General features: G+C 48.3%; 14 protein-coding genes and 1 other annotated feature. Of the genes, 10 read left to right on the forward strand and 4 right to left on the reverse strand.

Annotated features, from left to right (window positions below; genetic code table 11):
* The coding region (locus FD07_RS08380; protein ID WP_162254222.1) for a DUF5776 domain-containing protein at positions 1-1,776 on the forward strand (1,776 nt) is incomplete at its 5' end.
* A gap of 90 nt (positions 1,777-1,866) precedes the next feature.
* Here FD07_RS08380 and FD07_RS08385 read toward each other — a convergent pair.
* A complete protein-coding gene (locus tag FD07_RS08385) occupies positions 1,867-3,012 on the reverse strand; it encodes an MFS transporter (protein WP_051089611.1) in 1,146 nt (381 codons plus the stop codon).
* 221 nt (positions 3,013-3,233) lie between these two features.
* Positions 3,234-4,241: an NlpC/P60 family protein gene (locus tag FD07_RS08390; protein WP_155823077.1), complete on the reverse strand. Its 1,008-nt coding sequence runs from the start codon at positions 4,239-4,241 to the stop codon at positions 3,234-3,236.
* Positions 4,242-4,605: 364 nt separating this feature from the next.
* Here FD07_RS08390 and FD07_RS08395 point away from each other — a divergent pair, with 364 nt between their 5' ends.
* Positions 4,606-5,112, forward strand: a complete 507-nt coding sequence (locus FD07_RS08395) for a DUF2798 domain-containing protein (protein WP_020089896.1) — start codon at positions 4,606-4,608, stop codon at positions 5,110-5,112.
* Between the two features lie 223 nt (positions 5,113-5,335).
* Here the strand turns inward: FD07_RS08395 and FD07_RS08400 are convergent, their stop codons facing one another.
* Both FD07_RS08400 and FD07_RS08405 read right to left on the reverse strand, forming a co-directional pair.
* Positions 5,336-5,608 carry a Mor transcription activator family protein gene (locus FD07_RS08400; protein WP_020089897.1) on the reverse strand — a complete coding sequence of 91 codons (273 nt, stop codon included), beginning with the start codon at positions 5,606-5,608 and terminating at the stop codon, positions 5,336-5,338.
* 108 nt (positions 5,609-5,716) lie between these two features.
* Positions 5,717-5,971: a Mor transcription activator family protein gene (locus FD07_RS08405; protein ID WP_020089898.1), complete on the reverse strand. Its 255-nt coding sequence runs from the start codon at positions 5,969-5,971 to the stop codon at positions 5,717-5,719.
* Between the two features lie 86 nt (positions 5,972-6,057).
* Here FD07_RS08405 and FD07_RS08410 point away from each other — a divergent pair, with 86 nt between their 5' ends.
* The 8 genes from FD07_RS08410 (at position 6,058) to FD07_RS08450 (ending at position 15,945) form a co-directional block, all read left to right on the forward strand.
* Positions 6,058-6,999, forward strand: coding sequence for a helix-turn-helix transcriptional regulator (locus tag FD07_RS08410; RefSeq protein ID WP_020089899.1), 942 nt, complete (start codon positions 6,058-6,060; stop codon positions 6,997-6,999).
* Positions 7,000-7,146: 147 nt separating this feature from the next.
* Entirely contained in the window at positions 7,147-7,845 is a 699-nt protein-coding gene (locus FD07_RS08415) for an N-acetylmuramoyl-L-alanine amidase (protein ID WP_020089900.1), read from the forward strand.
* A gap of 277 nt (positions 7,846-8,122) precedes the next feature.
* Complete coding sequence (locus tag FD07_RS08420; RefSeq protein ID WP_020089901.1) at positions 8,123-8,923, forward strand: SDR family NAD(P)-dependent oxidoreductase; 801 nt, start codon at positions 8,123-8,125, stop codon at positions 8,921-8,923.
* Positions 8,924-9,220: 297 nt separating this feature from the next.
* Positions 9,221-10,696 (forward strand): aldehyde dehydrogenase, encoded by a 1,476-nt coding sequence (aldA, locus tag FD07_RS08425; RefSeq protein ID WP_020089902.1) that lies wholly within the window; start codon positions 9,221-9,223, stop codon positions 10,694-10,696.
* A 234-nt stretch (positions 10,697-10,930) separates the two neighbouring features.
* Positions 10,931-12,055 (forward strand): NAD(P)-dependent alcohol dehydrogenase, encoded by a 1,125-nt coding sequence (locus tag FD07_RS08430; protein WP_020089903.1) that lies wholly within the window; start codon positions 10,931-10,933, stop codon positions 12,053-12,055.
* A gap of 298 nt (positions 12,056-12,353) precedes the next feature.
* Positions 12,354-12,707, forward strand: coding sequence for an MmcQ/YjbR family DNA-binding protein (locus tag FD07_RS08435; protein ID WP_020089904.1), 354 nt, complete (start codon positions 12,354-12,356; stop codon positions 12,705-12,707).
* 113 nt (positions 12,708-12,820) lie between these two features.
* Positions 12,821-13,071: a binding site (T-box leader), on the forward strand.
* A gap of 131 nt (positions 13,072-13,202) precedes the next feature.
* Positions 13,203-14,846, forward strand: coding sequence for a peptide ABC transporter substrate-binding protein (locus FD07_RS08440; RefSeq protein ID WP_020089905.1), 1,644 nt, complete (start codon positions 13,203-13,205; stop codon positions 14,844-14,846).
* A gap of 568 nt (positions 14,847-15,414) precedes the next feature.
* Complete coding sequence (locus tag FD07_RS08450; RefSeq protein WP_020089907.1) at positions 15,415-15,945, forward strand: GtrA family protein; 531 nt, start codon at positions 15,415-15,417, stop codon at positions 15,943-15,945.
* Positions 15,946-16,008 lie beyond the last annotated feature (63 nt).

The raw sequence follows: 16,008 nt of genomic DNA on the forward strand, positions 1-16,008 counted from the left end.
TACACAAAAAATTTGACACTCCCTAGCTCTGAGACGGCTAACGTCACGACTAACAATAATCGCGCTGATCCCATTAAGATTAGTTCTGAACAGATGCCGTATATCAACTACGTAAATGGCAACGAAACCCAGCAACACTACTTGTTCTCCGAACTTCAAGGCTCTTACACGTCCGATGAAATTCTCGGTAAAGATGGCGGAGACACTTGGTGGGCAAATTGCTTTGCATCCACTCCCTCTATAGGGAGCACCGAATCAGCCCAAATGGCCAAGCGCATCATTCAAAATATGGTCAACGGTGGTACATTTGCTGACAATCCACCAGAAGAAACCTTGGGAAACTTCATTTTCGGTCCTACTTCTACCGCTATCCTCAATAAGGCAAAAGCACAGGTATATTACGAGCTCTGGTTTATTAAAGAAGCTGCTGAGTATCAATCAGATGAAAATTCATTTAATCTCGAAAAAGCCCACGAAGATTACACAAAAAATGTGTTACCTAAGATCTTATCTGACCTCAATTTAAATAGAGATATATTTGCAGGTGCGTTTGACAGCCGAGTCAATTTTGAAGAAAAGATATGTTCTACAGCGGAGACTTTCTGCCCAACTTTTTACATAAACTATGATGCCCCAGACTTTGCCAAAACGTTCGCTCAACTAAACCTAGATGCAACCGCCAGCAATGCCTACAAGTTATGGACAACCACGTATGTAAAAGACTACCTGACACCACAACTTGACGCTAACGGCAACGTTCTATCCTATTCTTTAGATGGTCGTTTAATTACTAGTCGGGTGATTGATAATGGACTTATCGCCCTTATTTTTGGAAATGAAAGCCCTTCAACACCAGCGTCTTCTTCTCCAGCACCTACCAGCCAGCCCGTCACCGTCCACTACGTCGATGACCAAGGTAACACGCTGAAGCCCGATAAAACTTTAACGGGTTCTCTGAACGACACCTACAAGGCTGAGCCACTTACCATCGCTGGCTACACACTTGCCAAGACGGCTGGGACGGAATCGGGAACATTTAGCGATACCGCGCAGTCCGTCACCTACACCTATGCGAAGAACGCTGTCGTCAAAGCAACTGTTCTGTCCGCAACCAAGAAGATTGGCCTCTACAGCTCGCCTGACTTTAGCAGTAAGACACTCAAGCAGTGGTACGCCAAGAAGTCGCGGCTGAACCGGCCGATGTTTGAAGTGATTGGCACCGCTACTTCCAAGACTGGTGTCAAACGCTACCAGGTCAAAGATATAAACTCTGAAAGCGACACGTTTGGACAAACCGGTTATATCACAGCCAATACTGATTACACGACGTCTGCCTACTACGCTCCCGCCTACAAACGGATTACCGTGATTAGTCCAAATGGTGTCGATGCTTATGGTCAGAAGGACCTCACGCATCAAAAGGCTCACTACAAGCAGGGCCAGGTCCTGACGATTAAAAAAGTCGTGACCCAGAATATGACAACTCGCTTCCTACTCAATAACGGCACGTATATCACCGCCAACAAAAAGCTGGTCACCGCTGGTAAGCTGACGATGCCCAAGCGTGTTCAGGCCAAGAAAGCACTGAATCGTTACGGTACGGCCAACCTGACTAAGCGCAACCGCCACTACACCAAGAAAGCTCACGCGACCTTCAAGGTTAAGGGCTGGGCCTACTCAAACGCCAACGATTTTAGTAAGGGCGATACCTTACGCTACAAGGTCGCCGGCGGATACATTACGGCAAATAAACATCTCGTTCGCACAATCGATTAAGGTTTCATTTAAAAATCACCTTATCCACTAGTCCTCGGATAAGGTGATTTTTGATATTATTTTAGATAAAAGTAACTATATCAGAATTTCCTAGTTCTCCGTCGCCAACTTCTCCGGTTCCCCAATCACCAAATGACCCAGCAGCGCGATCACTAAGAACGCCAGAGCTACGCCACAAACGCCGAGCCAACCTGCGTGGGTCCACGCCCACGTTGCCGCAAGGGTCCCAATCGCCCCACCTAAGAAGTAGCTAAACATAAAGACCGAATTATTTCGACTGCTTAGCTTGCGATTCAACGATTGGACGATTGCTTGGTTGGAGACCTGACTAAACTGGGTTCCCAAATCAAGCAGGATAATTCCCAGAATCAAGCCAACCATCCAGTGACCAACGCCCCAAAAGATCACAAAGGCCACGCCAGAAAGTGCCATCGACAGGCTAATCGTCAACCGTGGTGAACGTTGATCAACCAGGTTCCCAATCATCGGCGCGGCCAGAACACCGGCGATCCCGAGAAGTCCCAGCAGGCCGGCTACGCTACTACCCAAGTGGTAGGTCGCTGCCAGATAAAAGGCCAACGTCGACCAGAGAACGTTAGACATGCCGAACAGGCAGAACCCGTTGATTGCTGCCCCCCGTAGTGCCCTTTGACCGGTAAATAACTTCGGTAACATGCCGATGACCGACCAGTAGCGTAGGTTCTGATGGCCCCGCGCATCTTGTGGCAATCGGTAATGAACGATGATCAGAAAGACCAGATCAATACCTGCCGCCAACAGGTAAATATATTGCCACGGCATCACACTCCCCAGTAAACCACTGAAGGAGCGTGACAGCAGAATCCCTGTCAACAGACCGCTGAGCACGACACCTAGAACTCGACCCCGTTGTAACGCCGGCGCCAGATATCCCGCATACGGAATGATAATCTGTGGCGCAACCGACGTAATTCCAACGAGCGCCGTCGCCACCGCAAAGACGGCGGCATTGGGTGCCCAAAACGCTAAGACTAACGAGCCAATTGAAAGAATCATCATGAATTGAATGAGATGATAGCGATTAAAGATATCTCCCAGCGGTACGATCAGTAACAAGCCAAACGCGTATCCCAATTGCGTGACCATGGCCAACGTCCCCACCGCTGCCTTTGAAATAGCAAAGTCGGTCGCAATCAAATTCTCAATGGGTTGAATAAAATTCAGGTTGGCCACGATAACTCCAGTGACCACCGCCATGAGTAGGATTGTCCGCTTCGATAGTGTTGTTTCTTGTGTCTTCACTTGAAAAACCTCCTCATTGCAGTTTAGCCTTTTTTCAAAAAAAAGGAAACCGACGAGTAGACTTTCATGAAAACACGGAGAACTCAATTATTAATTTCGCATATAGAACTGGCTTAGTCACAAAAATACCGCGACCATCTTTTCAGATTGATCACGGCACTCGATTTTATTCTAAATTAACCCACGATCCGCCGAACATTATGGTTGAACCGGGTCTTCCAGTGACCATCATTCAAGCTGGAAATCCCAACACCACCGGTATCAGAGCTAGGTGAGTCGTGCAAGAAGAGCTTGTCACCAAGGTAAATGGCCACATGACAGTTCTTACCCTCATCCTTATCATTAAAGAAGAAGATATCCCCACGCTTCATGTTGCTGGCTTTGATCTTCCGTCCCATATGAACTAGGGAGTACGTGGTACAACTCGATGTCGGCCCTAAGCGTACGCCAGACTTGGCGTAGATCCAGTGAATAAATGAAGAACAGTCGAACCGCCGATTAGCGATGCTGGCACTCGTTCGACCACCACCCCAGTCGTACTTGGACTTACCGACCAAGGCAGAACCCGTCTTGATAGCCTTTTCGACTTTCTTGACGTTACCCTTCAGTTTATTCGTATTAAAAGCGAGGTACTTCCCGCGAATCCAATAATGCTTGTTGCCAGCAGTCAGTCGGTAGTAACCCGTCCCCGTATTGAGTTCGGCCCGCTTATCCACGTGATACCAGTGGCCCACCAGCTGCTTAGTGCTTGTGCTCCCAGTGACCTTGGCGCCCTTCAGCCCCCACGGCTTGTTATACAACAGAATGTGTTTCTTGCTGACTTTCATACCATAATTCAGCTTTCCATTGTACCGCAACCATTTGTAGAAAGCATCGCGATTGATCCAACCGTAGTTGGTCTTGAAGAAGACGCCGTGACCGTTCTTAGCAACCCGCGTGATTTTAAAATGATGCTCGTACAGGTGCTTGGCCGACGCCGACCGCTTCGTCCCTGATTTATATAAGTTATGATAAAACCCATACTTCGTATGATACAGCGTTCGCGAACTCTTATAAACCTTGTTATAGGCGGTCTTATCAGCCACACTTTTGGCAGATGCTGACGATGTTGGCAAGGCTGCTAACCCCACAACCATGACGATCAGTACCATCAGACTACGCAATATGTATTTTCCACGATGCACAAAAACCACTCCCGCTTCATAATTATTTCGTTATTAAATAATGAATGCAGGATAATAGTACGCGTTATCAGCGGTCGAAGGTAACGCCGATTACCTTGTATAATTCCGCGTAAAAAACACGGTGTAATGCGGTTTATCGTAGACAAGCAAACTAGCATGATGTCTACTCCTCCCGATAACTGCCGTTCTATTCACCACCCCCATTTTCAAAAAAACACTGTCAATTCGCCCTTACTGGTTCCACGATTGACAATTTTTAAAGAAGTAAGCGTTCTTTTCATTTAATTTCAAAATAAACCTTACGAAATGAAAATATATATGGTACGCTAGCATCTCGTGGGAAATTCAAACGAGGAGCAACACAATGCCTAAAAACTTTAAAGAAGAACTCTTATTTACTGCCGTTATGGCCGGACTGATGGTCTTGGTCATGGCCGGCTACAACATCGCCTTAACTGACGGTTTCTCTCACCACTTCATCCGTGAAGTCCTGATGGGTTACCCGTTAGCGCTCGTGGTCGCCGCAATCTGCGACTTGGGAATCATCGGGCCCACCGTTAAGGGCATCTTTTTCAAATTTATCTTAAACGACTACATGAAGAAAAAGCAGATTCGGATCGCCCTGACTATCTCGTGCATGATGGTTGTGGGAATGGTTACGCTAATGTCATTATTTGGGATGATCGTGACGCAAAACTTCGGCGGCAACTTCTTCCTTACCTACCTGCACACTTGGATCTTCAACTTGTTCATGGCCCTGCCACTTCAATTAATCGTGGTCGGTCCCATTGCACGGGCAGTCCTTGGCGCCGTTCAAAAGAGAACAGCACCCGCTACCGAAAACTTAGAACCAGAATCAGCAGAAGATTAACCTAACTAAACGTCGCCGCTACCAAACAGTAGTGGCGACGTTTTTCCATTTTACGGGAGTTGTCCCCACGACAACTCCCAACGGGCGGCCATCGTTATCGATGACCGTCCGTTTTTGGGTTGATCCGCAATTAAGCAAGAACTGATGCCACTCAAAAAACGCTCAGCCCAGCCAAGCGTCCTCACTTTTACCAATCAGCTGTCCGGGAATTTAACCTACCAGCCTACTTCTGCTTTTCATCGCGTTCGCGACTCTTCTGAATAATTTGACGAATCCAACGCTGGGAATAGTCATATTCCTTCGTCAATTGGGCCAAGTTATGCCCATCGTATTCCTCGACGATTTGCTCAGCTACCTTGTCGCGATTGTAAAGGCGCATCGGAAATGAGATCTGCCGTCCGCGATACATTTCGTAAATCTTTTCCGTTAAATCCTCACCCAATAGCTCGTATAACTGGGCGTATGATTCCTGTAATAAATCCACACGCATTGCCATTACCAATTCCTCCTCATTGTACGGTTTTCCGCCATCACTAGCGTATCAAAGGCTTAAGGCGAGGGAAAATGCGGATTACCATCAGGGATAAATGAGGTCTACCTTGTATTATTCTCTGAATTTCGTTAAAATCCGGCGAACACTCCGCTCAGAATAATTATGTCGTTGGGCTAACCGCGTCACACTACTACCACGACAGTATTCCTGATACATCAGATCAGCCTCCCGGTGCGAATCCAATAACCGCTGCGGGAAGCTAACCTGCATGCCTCGGAAGTAATGGTAAAGTTGTCGCGTTGCCGAACGACCAATAACCTGCGAAAGCTCGCGGTACAGAGCCTGCCAATTCCGTGGATCATCCATATTAATTCCCCCATTGCTAACTGATTGCCTCCAGCTTACACTGACAGATAGAACATATACGTCTACCTACGAAAAGAGGATGCTCCATGAACGCCGCCTACCGTCAACTCTATATTTTTCAAATTTTACTAACCGGCCACGTCGCCGTTAAATCCGAACTTGCCAATCGCTTCAACGTAACTTCCCGGGTAATCCAACGCGATTTTAGTCAGCTCCGTGAGTTCCTAACAACCGAAAGCCTCGACTATCAGTTAATCTACTCCCGCCGCCTAAACGGTTACCAGTTACACGGAACTCCGGTCACTATTACTAAACAATCCATTTTATTATTAATAAAAGTGTTATTAGCAAGTCGGTCACTGACCACCAACGAAATGCACCAGACCATCACCAATCTACTCAACCTCTCCTCGCCAGAAGATCAACGCGAGATTCAACCAATTATTAAAAATGAATCATTCTATTATCAACCGTTGCAACATCAACAACCACTCTTAGACCGCCTATGGCAATTCAGCCAATTCATCACGCAAAAGCAGCCGGTAACCATTATCTACCAGAAACAGCACCGCGAAGTTGTGACTCGTACGATTCTTCCAGAGGCCGTTATCTTTTCCGAATACTACTTTTACGTGGTCGCCTACAATGCCAAGTATCGAAGCAATCTCTTCTATCGCCTCGACCGAATTCGCCACTTTCAAACCAGCAGCCAGCCCATTACACGGACCCGCGCTGAGCGTTTTGAGGATGGTGAACTGCGACAACTCATCCATTACATGACGCCGGGCAAGGAAATTACGCTCCGTTTCAAATTCTGGGGAATTGTGGAGGCCGCTCTTGACCGCTTTCCCACAGCCAAAATTATCACGCGCCACCCAGATTACGTGGTAATTGAAGCCACCGCTTTCGATATTGGCGCCAAGATGTGGCTACTCAGCCAAGGCAGCAACGTTGCGGTCATTGCCCCCGCCGAGTTTGTAGCTAGCATAAAAACCACCCTCGCAGAGATGGCCGCGCGTTACCACTAAGCTACTACCGGTGTCTGACCATATTTGCACGGCGCTGTGCATTTTCTCTTGTATAATTCCTTTTTATTGTAAGTTTCACTACCTTAATCAGCACCTTTGGCGTATGATTAAAGGCGTTAACAAGCATACATAAGGAGTCGATCAAGAATGAAACACAACTGGAAAATGGGCTTCGTTGCCGGTATCATGCTACTTTTGCCACTGGTCCTGGCAACGACAACGCTCACTACAGCCAACGCCGCTAACAAGACAACCACGTCTAAAACGGCCAAGAAAGCCAAGGCCAAAGCAAAACCAAAGGCCAAGAAACACTACTTAATCGTCATGGGCCACGGTGCCGGCGATCCTGGCGCCCGCGGTAACGGGACTACGGAAGCCACCTTCCTGCGGAAACACATGTTACCTCAACTGCGAAAGTACGCGAAGAAAGTCAAGGGCAGCACGATTACCTTCTATAATCCTAAGAAGAATTTGGTCAGTGACACCTTGTACCATCACAAGGGCTCTTATAAGCTCAACAAGAAGACCACGGTCATCATGTTCCATTTAGATGCCCCCGCGGGTCACGGTGGCCACGTGATCATTCATAAGAAGCACCCCACGAAACGTGACAGACGATTGGCAAAGGTCATCAAGAAGTATGTCGGTCTGAACCGTGCCTACAATGGCTTCAGCTATCGAACGAACCTGCGGAACTGCAACGTCTTACGTCACCGCGGCATCGACTACAGCCTGGTTGAATCTGGCTTCATCACCAACAAGAATGACGTTAAGCACCTCAAGAAACACATGGCCAAGATTGCCAAGGCAGATATCGAAGCCATCACCAACGAAAAAATTAAGTAAGTCAGTTGGCGTTCTTCCAGGACGCTGATCATTAAAGCCCAAGACAAAATTGTCTTGGGCTTTTTTGCCGCTAATAGCCATCAAATCAGCAGCGTATCCGGCCTATCCACTATCACCGATGAAAATTTCAGTGGTTAACTTGATTCGGTTATTCAACAAATATTCGGGTTTACCGCTCCATTCTTTGCGCTAATCTCTTTAAGCTGGTATGGTACCTTCAGGCGGGTGTGTTTCACGTGAAACAGCTCGTATCCATCGAATATCGGAGGCAAAACTCATGACAAAGACAGTTATTGTCCTTGGTGCCGGCTCCGGCTTTGGACTCGCCATCGCGCGAGCCCTTAGCGAAGCCGGCCACCATCCCATCTTGGTCGCCCGTAATGCGCAGAACTTACAGACCATGACGGAACAGCTTCATACGGAAGGCTTAGCGGCCGACTGGATTGCCGCGGACGCAACCGATCCGCAGCAAACGGCGAACCTATTTATGCAGGTGAGCCGCCAATTCGGTCATCCCCAGACTCTCGTCTATAACGTTGCGAATACCACGCTAGACGGCCCCTTAACCACGCCCACCAGCGAGATCCGCCAACGCTTCGACACCAACGTTCTCGGTGCCATTACCACCAGTCGTCAATTTTTAGATCTGGCCCCAACTGACACCCCTCGCAACATCCTCTTCACGGGTGGTGGCGCTGCTCACCACCCCGACAAGACGACGACCACTTTATCACTTACCAAAGCGGCCCTCCGCAGCTACGCCCTTTCCTTAGCTGCCGAAATGGCCGGCACCAACACGTACGTGGGCTTAATTACGATTCAGGGAATCTCTGGCACCAGTGAGGCCATGCTTCCTGCAAACGTCGCCCAGGTCTACGTCAAGGCCGTAAAAGACCGTAGCACGACAGAAATATTTTACCCAGGTACCACCGCAAACTCCCCCTCTGAATTTGAACAACTGCGGAAACTCACTGCCGATCCGGTTAAGTTACACGACTTTTTAGTCAGTCATCCTCGTGCTAAGACCTTTCTGGAGAATCATCCTGAATTTTTAGAATCTAGCGGTCCCTCCCGCTGACCTGTAGTTTAGAAAGTTTGCAACAAATCTTCTAAAATTTGCGAACCGCTAGTCGCTCTTGACATTTGCCGAACTTTAAGGGCGATTTCGCGTATAAATTATTGTGAATTAATTTGCAATCAAACACAAAAGGGACTATAACGATGTCGAGTAATCAAATAAATACGCGCGTTTAGTTTTGATTATGTTTTGCTCATGTTGTAACAATCTGTGACGTTTTTTCGTTTACTACCCAGATATATTCGATGTTATCGCACCTACCGATTTGGATAATTGGGAAAGGAAGTATTTCGCATTATGACACAGAACTCTGTCGCATTGAAACATTATCAAATGTACATTAACGGTGAATTCAAGGACTCCACTTCTGGTAACTTGATCACCGTGATCAACCCAGCTACCGGGGAACCTATCTCCACTGTTCCTAGTGCAACTCTCGATGAAACTCGCGAAGCCATCGATGCTGCCTATGAAGCTCAGAAGTCCTGGAAGAAGGTTCCTGCCGCAACCCGTGGACAATACCTTCACGACGTTGCCACTGAAATTCGTAAGGACTCCGCTCACCTGATCGCCATGTTGCAAGAAGAACAAGGTAAGATCAAGTCATTAGCCACTACGGAAATTCTATTCTCCGCTGACTACTTTGACTACATGGCTAGTGCTTCACGAACCTATGAAGGAGAAATTCTTCAATCTGATAACCCTAACGAAAGCATCATGATCGACAAGCAACCAATTGGTGTCGCTGCCGGTATCTTGCCTTGGAACTTCCCATTCTTCTTAATTGCACGGAAGATGGGTCCAGCTTTGGTTACCGGGAACACAATCGTCATGAAACCAAGTACCGATACGCCTAACTTGGGCCTTGAATTTGGGAAGATTTGTGAAAAGGTTGGCATTCCTAAGGGTGTCGTTAACATCGTTACGGGACCTGGTGCCGTCATCGGGGATGAACTTTCCAAGAACAAGAAGATCGGCATTATCAGTCTGACTGGTTCCGTTAACTCCGGGAAGCGGGTCATGGCTGCTGCTGCCACCCACATGGCCAAGGTATCTCTAGAACTTGGTGGGAAAGCACCTGCCATCGTTTGCAAGGATGCCGACATCGATTTGGCCGTTCAATCCATCATCGATTCACGGGTCGACAACAACGGGCAACTTTGCAACAACTGTGAACGGGTCTACGTTCAAGAAGATATTGCGGATGAATTCACGAAGAAGTTGGCTACCAAGATGGGTGAAGTTACCGTCGGCGATCCAATGGCTCACGAAGACATCGGCATGGGTCCACTGATCAACCAAGCTGCCTTAGATAAGGTATCTGGCATGGTCGACCGCGCCGTTAAGGCCGGTGGCAAGCTAGAAACTGGTGGTCACGTCGTTAAGATCGCTAAGGGCTTCTTCTTCGAACCAACGGTTATTAGTCACGTCAAGCAAGATTCCGAAATCGTGCAAGATGAAATCTTTGGCCCAGTCCTTCCTGTCTTGACCTTTAAGACTTTGGATGACGCCATTGAAATGGCTAACGACAGTGACTTCGGGTTGACCTCCTCCATCTTCACCGAGAACCTCGACAACGCCATGCGCGCTTCCAAGGAACTCGAAGATGGTGAAACTTACATCAACCGGTTCAACTTCGAAGCCATGAATGGGTCTCACTCCGGCTGGAAGGAATCTGGTATCGGTGGTGACGATGGGAAGCACGGGATCGAAGAATTCCTGAACACCCACGTTATTTACCTACAAGGCCATCCTGAAAAGGCCAACGGTTAGTCATAGCGTCGAAAAAAGGTAATTCGTCAGGAATTATCTTTTTTCCTGTGAATGTGAAAAAAGTTGATTAATTCCGTCAATTTCGACGATTTGATGCAAATTATTGTAAACGCCGGTATGACGGTAGTTTAAAGGACATAGGTAACGAGTTACTTTCGTGAAAGCGCTTGCTTTTCTCGCTACATGTGTGATAATTATCAATGTAAACATAAATTTAAAACCGAGGTGCCAATTATGAAGATTAAAGCTGCAGTTGTTGATAAGCAAAATGCTGATTTTGAAATTCGTGATGACGTTGAACTGGCCAAAATGGGCCCAGATGACATTCAAGTCCACATGGTTGCCAGTGGGATCTGCCACTCCGACGAAGCGCTCCGTACTGGGGTTGCCGTCATTGACTACCCTATCGTACTGGGGCATGAAGGCTCTGGGATCGTTGAAAAAGTCGGCCCCGAAGTTACCCAATTCAAGCCGGGCGATCACGTTGTCCTGAGTTTCTACGGCTGTGGGAACTGTAAGAGTTGCCTGAAGGGAATTCCAACGCAGTGTGAAAACTACGCTGCCAACAACCTTTCTGGGGTTCGGCCAGACGGGACCGCGCACTTTACTGAAAACGGTCATGACGTTGCCGACATGTTCGACCAAAGTTCCTTCACATCAACCACGGTCGTTCGGGAACGGAATGCCGTTAAAGTCGACAAGGACTTGGATTTGCGGGGCTTAGGTCCTCTGGGCTGTGGCTACGTAACCGGTTCTGGGACTGTCCTGAACACCTTAAAGCCAAAGCCTGGTGACACGATCGCCGTCTTTGGGACTGGGGCCGTTGGGTTGGCTGCCATGATGGCCGGCCGGATCTCTGGTTGCACCAAGGTTATCGCCATTGATATCGTGGATTCTCGGCTGAAGTTAGCCAAGGAACTCGGTGCCACTGACACGATCAACAGTAATGACGTAGACGACGTGGTCAAGGCTGTGCAAGACTTGACTGGTGGCTACGGTGTCAACTACGCGGTCGACACGACCGGGGTTGCTAGTGTCATCTCCAACTCCATCAACGCCTTGGCACAAGGTGGGACCTCGGCTGCAATTGCCGTAACGAACCACCACATTGACCTGGATACTTGGAATGACCTCTGTGTCAACGACAAGAGTGTCATCGGGGTCAACATGGGGGACTCTATTCCTCAAGTTGATATTCCACGGTTGATTGAATTCAACAAGTTAGGTATGTTCGACTACCAGAAGACTGAAAAGTTCTACAAGTTCAGCCAAATCAACGAAGCCAATGCCGACTCCGTTTCCGGGAAGACGATCAAGCCAGTCTTGGTCATCGATGAAGACTACGTTCCTGGCAAATAGCCGTTAATATTTAGGTAAAGGAAAGTGAGATGTCCTGTGAGGCATCTCACTTTTTGTATGCCCCTGCTAAATTCTAGTAAGGAGACGCTTCTCGTTGCTTTCACCCAGTATGCCCGAAATGAACCGCAATAGCGAGAACTATCGTTTTACCCACTTAGCTAACAAGTTGCTGGTTCAATCCCTGCCACACTCATCTCCACATCCACTAATTTTCTTCTCAAACATCTCGTCCATTGACCCACTACCCGACACCGCTTACACTAAAGTCAGTCTCTAAATGATTAGGAGGTTTTTGCCCATGGCAACTCGTCAAGATATCTTCGATTACATCGCAAATAACTATGCCGCAACGCCAGTCTACACATTCAAAAGCTTCCCCCACTACGCCGTACTCAAGACGCCACAGAACAAATGGTTTGCCCTAGTCATGAACGTGTCCCAAGAAAAGCTTGGCCTCTCCGGTACCGATGAGATCGATGTCATTGACCTCAAAGTCGATCCGGATCTCGCAGGTATTCTGCGGCAGAAGCCCGGCTATCTTCCGGCCTACCACATGAATAAGGAACACTGGCTCACCGTTGTCCTGAACGATCAGACCGATACTAAGACACTCTACCAGCTCATCGACGATAGTTATAATTTGGTTGGTTAATTCTAATAACTAATTATTAATAATAGAAAAGCCATTCAAAATAAATTTCAGTTTCCTGGTTGACACCGTTCTTTTCCGGGGGTACACTAGCCTCAATTCAATAAATCGTCCGAAACAAACCATTGAGGTGGAGATCAAGATTATCGTGCACGTAAAGAGAGCCGTCGTTGCTGAGAGTACGGCCGAACGCAGGTAGTTAAATGGACCACCGAGGGCTTCCCCGAAACATTTGCAGTACGGGAAGACGTGCGACATACGTCAGTTGTCAGGGAAATGTTAGTTTCCTGTGGAGAGGGATGGGGTCCGTCTATTTGACGACGACCCATCTAATTAAGGTGGCACCGCGGTTAAAACCGTCCTTAACACATTGGCTGTTGAGGACGGTTTTTTGCATACATTTTTAACCTAACCGAGGAGGAACCCTAATGCTCAAACGATGGCAAAGCTCAATGTTATTTCTAACCCAGACAATCACACAATTTGGAGGAATACATCATGAGTTTATTAGATCACAAGAAAGCTTTACTATTATGCGCCGGAATCGTTGTTATCGGCGGCGGTATCTTCGCCGTCACTGCCCACTCGAAATCCACTAAGACCGCGGCTGCACAGCACTTAAACCTGTACCAAACCGCCACGATTTCCAGCCTAGACGTTTCCAAGATCACCGACAATATTTCCAGCAACACGCTCAGTCAAGTTGGCGAAGGCCTTTACCGCCTGGACGCCAACAGCCAAGCTGAAAATGCCCTGGCTACCAAGACCACCGTTTCCGATAACGGCCATCAATACACCATCAACCTGCGTCACGATGGCAAATGGAGCAACGGTGACCCCGTGACCGCCCAGAACTTCGTCTACTCATGGGAACGGACGCTGAATCCGAAATCCAAGTCGGAATTCACTTATCAATTTGCCAATATAAAAAACGCCAACGCCATTGCTGCCGGGAAGAAGTCGCCATCGAGCCTCGGCGTCAAGGCGGTCGGGAAGTACCAACTGAAGATCACGCTGAGCCAACCTGCCTCCTACTTTAAGAAGATGCTGGCCAGCACGACCTACTACCCACTGAACGAAAAGGCCGTCAACAAGTATGGCAGCAAGTACGGTTCCTCTGCCAAGACGACCGTCTACAACGGGCCATTCACCCTTGCCAACTGGAGCGGGACTAGCGATAACTGGACGTTAAAGAAGAATGCCACCTACGCTGAAGCGAAGTCCGTCAAGCTTCAATCCATCGACTACAAGGTCATCAAGGACAGCACCACGGCCTACAACCTCTACCAGTCCAAGAAGCTTGACCAAGTCACGTTGAGCGGCGAACAAACGACGCAAAATAAGAACAACGCCAACCTGAAATCCCTATCTGCAGGTCGGATTGGCTTCATTCAATACAACGAAAACAACAAGGTTGCTGCCAACCAGGACTTACGGACTGCCATTTCCCTGGCGGTTAACCGGCAACAATTGGCAACCAAAGTCTTGAAGAACGGCTCTGTACCAGCCAAGACGTTCGGTGTCCACGACATGATGAAGAACCCCAAGACTGGTGCTGATTTCACCAGCGACGCCTACACCAAAGGCACCGTAGATTACGCCCCAGCGCAGGCCAAGAAGCTCTACCAGAGTGCCCTGAAGCAACTCGGCAAGAAGGCCGTCACGCTGACCATCACCTGTGGCAACGATGACGCCAGCCAAAACATCGCTGAATTTGTCCAAAGCGCCATCACCAGTAAGCTGGGGGCCAAGGTCGAAGTCCGGGCAATGCCATTCCCATCCATGCTCAGCAACGTCTCCAAGGGCAACTTCCAACTAAACCTGACCAGCTGGGGTATGGATTACGCCGACCCAATTCAATCTCTGCAGATTTTACAATCGGCAAACAACTCTAACATGGGCCATTACGATAGCAAGGCTTACGATGGTGCTCTGAAGGCCGCCGAAGGAACGGATGCGCTCAACAAGACCGCCCGCTACCAAGACCTGGTCACTGCTGCACAGACCGCACTGAAAGACCAAGCCGTCACCCCACTCTACGAAAGCCGGACCAGCAGTCTGGTCAACCCCAAAGTCAAGGGTGTCGTCTACAACAAGTTCAACGGTGACGCGGATTACCGCGCTGCTTACGTTGCCAACTAACACCTGTTTCTCAACTTTATAATAACCCCTCGCAACGCGCTCATGAAATCTATGAGCGCGTTGTTTTTGATTATCTCACACACTTTTTGCAGCATTAATTAGACAAACCTGATATCAAACATAATTGGTAACAATGTGGGTTTGCAAATAATATCGGCTAAAATCAATTACCAGCTGTATTTGAAATTGAAAGTTGGCGTTGCCTAGCCGGAGGCAGCCAGGGATGGCGCCAGCCGTGACGACGGTGTTAGGCCGGGCGCTCGCTTCTCCCCGGACTTACAGCGTGGGACGTGTTCGGAAACTCGCAGAACTTTGGCGAGGTTCCGAACCGAGCTGGAAGCCCGCTCTTTGGCTGCAAGCGGTCCCCACAGCGGCAGAATCCCTGGCAGCCGCAGGCGATAACCCAACTGTTTCAAATTAAAGGTGGTGTTGCGTTGCAGTGGCGGTTAAAAACGGTATAATTAAATTAGCAACTTAATTACACGTTTTCATAACTCGGGTTGGCCGCTGAAAACTCTCGTAACGGTATGCCTTAGGGTTAGAACGTCACAGAAAGGTCTCAGAAGTTATGGAGAGCGAACCAGACAAAACGCCTTTACGGCACGACCATTACCCTACTACTGAAGCAGAGTATGAAGCGGAGTTAACTGAAACGGAAGCAGAATTCGAAGAACAACTGGAAGAAGTCGAAGATAAAGTTCACGGCCAAGTCCAACGTTACCTGTTATTTGGGGCGTTGACCGTCGTCGTCAACATCGCCCTCTTCTACTTCCTATCGCACACCCTGGGCATTGAATATCAACTGGCCAACTTTATTGACTGGATTCTGGTCGTCCAAGGGTCATTCTGGTTGGACAGAACGTTTGTCTTTAAGCACAAGTCCAACACGCCATTTCGTGAAATGGGAACCTTCTACAGCACCCGGATTGCAACGTATCTGATTGAATTCGTCATGCTGTGGTTAGGGATCTCCGTCATGGGCGCCAACGGGACCATCACCAAGATCATTGGTCACGCGGTTGCCGTCACGGTCAACTACTTCCTATCCATGAAGGTCGTCTTCAAGCACAAGCCTGAAGCTAAAGAAGAAGCTAAGTAACTAGACAAATGAAGCGGTCATCTCGCTGGAGACGGCCGCTTTTTCATTTCAAAATAAAGGTTG

This window comes from Levilactobacillus parabrevis ATCC 53295, from assembly GCF_001434055.1.
Taxonomy (GTDB): Bacteria; Bacillota; Bacilli; order Lactobacillales; family Lactobacillaceae; genus Levilactobacillus; species Levilactobacillus parabrevis.

What these genes read in the sequence shown, in the direction of transcription:
- FD07_RS08385 (WP_051089611.1), bottom strand. Translation starts at nt 3,012, where the DNA reads ATGGCGGTGGTCACTGGAGTTATCGTGGCCAACCTGAATTTTATTCAA.
- FD07_RS08395 (WP_020089896.1), top strand. Translation starts at nt 4,606, where the DNA reads ATGCCTAAAAACTTTAAAGAAGAACTCTTATTTACTGCCGTTATGGCC.
- FD07_RS08400 (WP_020089897.1), bottom strand. Translation starts at nt 5,608, where the DNA reads ATGGCAATGCGTGTGGATTTATTACAGGAATCATACGCCCAGTTATAC.
- FD07_RS08405 (WP_020089898.1), bottom strand. Translation starts at nt 5,971, where the DNA reads ATGGATGATCCACGGAATTGGCAGGCTCTGTACCGCGAGCTTTCGCAG.
- FD07_RS08410 (WP_020089899.1), top strand. Translation starts at nt 6,058, where the DNA reads ATGAACGCCGCCTACCGTCAACTCTATATTTTTCAAATTTTACTAACC.
- FD07_RS08415 (WP_020089900.1), top strand. Translation starts at nt 7,147, where the DNA reads ATGAAACACAACTGGAAAATGGGCTTCGTTGCCGGTATCATGCTACTT.
- FD07_RS08420 (WP_020089901.1), top strand. Translation starts at nt 8,123, where the DNA reads ATGACAAAGACAGTTATTGTCCTTGGTGCCGGCTCCGGCTTTGGACTC.
- aldA (WP_020089902.1), top strand. Translation starts at nt 9,221, where the DNA reads ATGACACAGAACTCTGTCGCATTGAAACATTATCAAATGTACATTAAC.
- FD07_RS08430 (WP_020089903.1), top strand. Translation starts at nt 10,931, where the DNA reads ATGAAGATTAAAGCTGCAGTTGTTGATAAGCAAAATGCTGATTTTGAA.
- FD07_RS08435 (WP_020089904.1), top strand. Translation starts at nt 12,354, where the DNA reads ATGGCAACTCGTCAAGATATCTTCGATTACATCGCAAATAACTATGCC.
- FD07_RS08440 (WP_020089905.1), top strand. Translation starts at nt 13,203, where the DNA reads ATGAGTTTATTAGATCACAAGAAAGCTTTACTATTATGCGCCGGAATC.
- FD07_RS08450 (WP_020089907.1), top strand. Translation starts at nt 15,415, where the DNA reads ATGGAGAGCGAACCAGACAAAACGCCTTTACGGCACGACCATTACCCT.